Source organism: Helicobacter sp. MIT 03-1616, assembly GCF_000765685.2.
In the GTDB taxonomy this organism is placed as follows: domain Bacteria; phylum Campylobacterota; class Campylobacteria; order Campylobacterales; family Helicobacteraceae; genus Helicobacter_C; species Helicobacter_C typhlonius.
Genome location: NZ_JROY02000031.1, coordinates 1 through 1,101 on the forward strand (window position 1 = coordinate 1; position 1,101 = coordinate 1,101).

At 33.2% G+C, this 1,101-nt stretch carries 1 protein-coding gene and 2 pseudogenes; 2 read left to right on the forward strand and 1 reads right to left on the reverse strand.

Going from position 1 to position 1,101, the window contains the following annotated elements:
* A pseudogene (locus LS67_RS09705) lies at nucleotides 1–249 on the forward strand (glycosyltransferase family 4 protein); the annotation flags it as partial.
* An 18-nt stretch (nucleotides 250–267) separates the two neighbouring features.
* Nucleotides 268–879, forward strand: coding sequence for a recombinase family protein (locus LS67_RS09450; protein WP_034328590.1), 612 nt, complete (start codon nucleotides 268–270; stop codon nucleotides 877–879).
* Here the strand turns inward: LS67_RS09450 and LS67_RS10060 are convergent.
* Nucleotides 868–1,101: pseudogene (locus LS67_RS10060) on the reverse strand (glycosyltransferase family 4 protein); the annotation flags it as partial. The gene LS67_RS09450 and the pseudogene LS67_RS10060 overlap by 12 nt on opposite strands.

Below are 1,101 nucleotides of genomic sequence, written 5' to 3' on the forward strand. Positions count from 1 at the left end.
CGCAAATCCTACAAACGAAAACAATCCGCCACAGAGCCTGACAAAGTGCATTTGCATATGCTGATTTTTAAACGAATTACTCGCAACAATGCTTACACTTCGCTTGTTATATGCGCGTTTTGTTTGCCTTTTGTTGTGTTGAGCGTGTTTTTTTATCATCATACCTCTATATTGCTTCTTTTGTGTGCTGTATTTGTGCTAGGTTATAGTTATTTTTATACAAAGTTAATTCGTTTTAAGTTTAAATAGCTCCTAAAAAGGAGTTGTATGAACTATGTATATTTGAGGGTATCGACAAGTAAGCAAACGATTGAGAATCAAAATTTTGAAATACAAAGATGGTGTGAAAATCGTAATATCCATATTGATTCCATATACAAGGAAACTATGAGTGGTGCTATTGCCCCTAAGTATAGAAAGCTTGGCACAATTCTTAAAAAAGCCAAAAGGGGCGATGCCATTATTGTGAGCGAGATTTCAAGGCTTGGTAGAAGTTTATTGCAGATTATGAGTGTGCTTAATCAATGTATGGAATGCGGGATTACAATTTATTCCATTAAAGAAAACTACGAATTAGGAGATAATATCAATTCTAAAGTTTTAGCCTTTGCCTTTGGATTAAGCGCAGAAATAGAGCGACAATTAATATCCCAACGCACCAAAGAAGCATTGGAGAGACTTAAGAGTAATGGCAAACATATAGGGAGATTTAAAGGGACTTTAACACCAACACAACAACTTAAACTCTATCCCTTTAAAAATAAAATCTTGGGTATGCGACAACAAGGCATTCCTATTTTACATATAGCAAAGGAATTAAAAGTCAATCGCAAAACTATCTCATATTTTTTAAATAGACTCAACTCATTAGAAAGCTAAAAGCTTTTTATAAAGCACAAAATACGCAACAGCAAGGCTTAAAATAAATAGTATTAGTATATGTGTATAAGCATAAAAAATAGTGCTTATACACACAATAGGCATATAAGCACAGATAATAACACTTGAGGTTAAAGGATTGTTTTTAAGCTTTTTAAAGAGTAGAGTATGAAGATGTAAATTATCTGGACTTGTAGCGTTTGCACCAATTTTTTTGCGTCT

Excerpts from the sequence above, each read along its gene's own strand:
- LS67_RS09450 (WP_034328590.1), top strand. The coding sequence starts at position 268 with ATGAACTATGTATATTTGAGGGTATCGACAAGTAAGCAAACGATTGAG.